The sequence below is a fragment of the Sphingomonas tagetis genome, from assembly GCF_024211275.1.
Classification (GTDB): Bacteria; Pseudomonadota; Alphaproteobacteria; order Sphingomonadales; family Sphingomonadaceae; genus Sphingomonas; species Sphingomonas tagetis.
In genome coordinates, this window is sequence record NZ_JAMLDX010000042.1 from 1 (window position 1) to 2516 (window position 2516).

General features: G+C 66.1%; 2 protein-coding genes. Both read left to right on the forward strand.

The window, feature by feature from the left end; translation table 11 throughout:
- Window positions 1-118: 118 nt before the first annotated feature.
- Window positions 119-1021, forward strand: coding sequence for a tyrosine-type recombinase/integrase (locus M9978_RS22870; protein WP_254297465.1), 903 nt, complete (start codon window positions 119-121; stop codon window positions 1019-1021).
- A gap of 4 nt (window positions 1022-1025) precedes the next feature.
- Window positions 1026-2216 carry an IS91 family transposase gene (locus tag M9978_RS22875; protein ID WP_254297467.1) on the forward strand — a complete coding sequence of 397 codons (1191 nt, stop codon included), beginning with the start codon at window positions 1026-1028 and terminating at the stop codon, window positions 2214-2216.
- The last annotated feature ends 300 nt before the right edge of the window (window positions 2217-2516 follow it).

Genomic DNA, 2516 nt, shown 5'->3' on the forward strand with positions numbered 1-2516 from the left:
TGCACGAACCCGCTTCGCGGGAGAGTCGCGTTGGGCGAGGTAGCGCGATACTCATAAGCTTTGGGCGGATGGCATAGCGGTCAGACCATGGATGTTCCTTCAGGAAGAGGAACTTGTCATGGCTACCTTGTCGACCGTCGCTCCGATCACGCCCCTCCGCCAGCGCATGCAGCACGATATGCAGCTACGCGGCCTGGGCCGGCATACGCAGCAGGATTATGTTCGCCATGTCCGGCGTTTCGCCGCGTTCCTGGGACGGCCTCCCGACGCTGCGAACGTGGACGATCTGCGGCGTTTCCAGCTTCACCAACACGACAGCGGGCTCGGTCCCGCAACCATCAACGGCGCGGTGTCGGCGCTGCGCTTTCTGTTCACAGTGACGCTCGGGCGGCGCGATCTGGCGCGCGGCCTCGTTGTCACGCGGTATCGGCGCAAGTTGCCGGAGGTGCTGAGCATCGAGGAGGCCGCCCAGTTGCTCGAGGCGGCCCCCGGGATCAAGTACAAGGCCGCGCTCGGCGTGGCTTACGGCGCGGGCCTGCGCGTATCGGAGGTCGCGCATCTCAAGGTCGATGATATCGACAGCACGCGCATGCTGATCCGCGTCGAACAGGGCAAGGGCCGCAAGGATCGCAACGCCATGCTGTCCCCGCAACTGCTCGAGCTGCTTCGGCTTTGGTGGCGCGAGGGCAAGCGCCGAGGCGTCATGTTCCCACATGGCTGGCTGTTCCCGGGCCGCAGCTACACCGACCCGATCTCGTCGCGACAACTGCACCGCGCCGTCCAGGAAGCAGCCGAAGCGGCCGGCATCCGCAAGCGCGTCAGCCCGCACACGCTACGCCACAGCTTCGCGACGCATCTGCTCGAGCAGGATGTCGATATCCGGGTGATCCAGGTACTGCTGGGTCACAGCAAGCTCGATACGACCGCGCTCTACACTAAGGTCTCGACGCGAACGATCCATGCGGTCGCAGGGCCGCTCGACCGGCTGATGGCGCTGATGGAAGGCAAGCCCTCCGGCTGAGCCGGTGCGCGCCTCACTCGAGGTCGCCGATATCTTCCGCACCGCTGGTCCCGGCTATCGGGCTGCCCATGCCGGGCATCTGAGCCTGCACCAGCTCAAGATCATGTCGGCGATCGAGCACTGCCGCACCGCCGCCCTTGGTGGTCATGTCGAGGCCTGCACCGACTGTGGCCACTGGCGGATCGCCTACAACAGCTGCCGCAACCGGCACTGCCCCAAGTGCCAGGGTACCGCCGCTCGCGCCTGGCTCGCCGAGCGCGAGGCCGACCTGCTCCCGGTCGGTTACTTCCATGTCGTGTTCACGCTGCCGGCCGAGGTGGCGAAGATCGCGTTCCACAACAAGGCGGGGATCTACGACCTTCTGTTCCGCGCGGCGTCGGAGACGATGCTGACGATTGCCGCCGACCCCAAGCACCTCGGCGCGCGTATCGGCATCACCGCCGTACTTCACACATGGGGCTCGGCACTGACCCACCATCCGCATGTCCACATGATCGTGCCGGGCGGCGGCATCGCGCATGACGGCAGCAGGTGGATTGCGTCGCGACCGGCGTTCCTGCTGCCGGTGCGGGTTCTCGGCGCGCTGTTCCGACGACTGTTTCTCACGCGACTGATCGCGCTACACGGCGCCGGCAGGCTCAGCTTCTATGGCGGCACGGTCGGTCTTGCCGATCGACGCGCGTTCCTGCGGTATCTGGCACCGGTCCGCAAGAAGCGCTGGGTGGTCTATGCCAAGCCGCCGTTCGCCAGCCCCGAGGCCGTGCTCGCCTATCTGTCGCGCTACACGCATCGCGTCGCGATCTCGAACAGCCGGCTGATCCGGTTCGACGCGGCTGGCGTCACGTTCCGCTACAAGGATTATCGCCGCGACGGCGCTGACCGTCAGCAGGTCATGACGCTCGCCGCCGACGAGTTCATCCGTCGCTTCCTTCTCCATGTCCTGCCACGCGGGTTCCACCGCATCCGCCATTACGGCCTGCTCGCCGCTTCCGCCCGCAAGGCCAGCCTCGCGCTCGCGCGCACGTTGCTTGCGGTCGCGCCGCCGTCACACGACGCCCTTGAAGAACCGGTCGATCATCGCCCACTATGCCCCTGCTGCGGCGGCCACATGATCGTCATCGAAGCGTTCGCTCGCTGGTGCCAGCCCCGCGCGCCGCCGCGCACCGCGCAGCTAACCGGGAGCATCGCGGCGTGACCCGGCACGCGCTATCATCATCCTGGGTCGCTGCATCCATGCCTCGGCCGATGCCCCACATTGTGCGTTGCTGCGTCAACCGCCGCTGCGCCACGCGATCAGCATCGCCGCCATGCCCATTCCAACTGGCGAGACGCAAGCGACCGGCAAGATTACGAACGTTGCCCATGGCAATTAAAGCCGCGCTTCACTTCACCAAGATCAGCGGAAAACCGAAATCCCCATAATGCACCGCGTGCGGCCCGCGGGTTCCTGCATTAGAGGCTTTCGTACGCCTTCGGCGCCCCGAAACCCTTCACA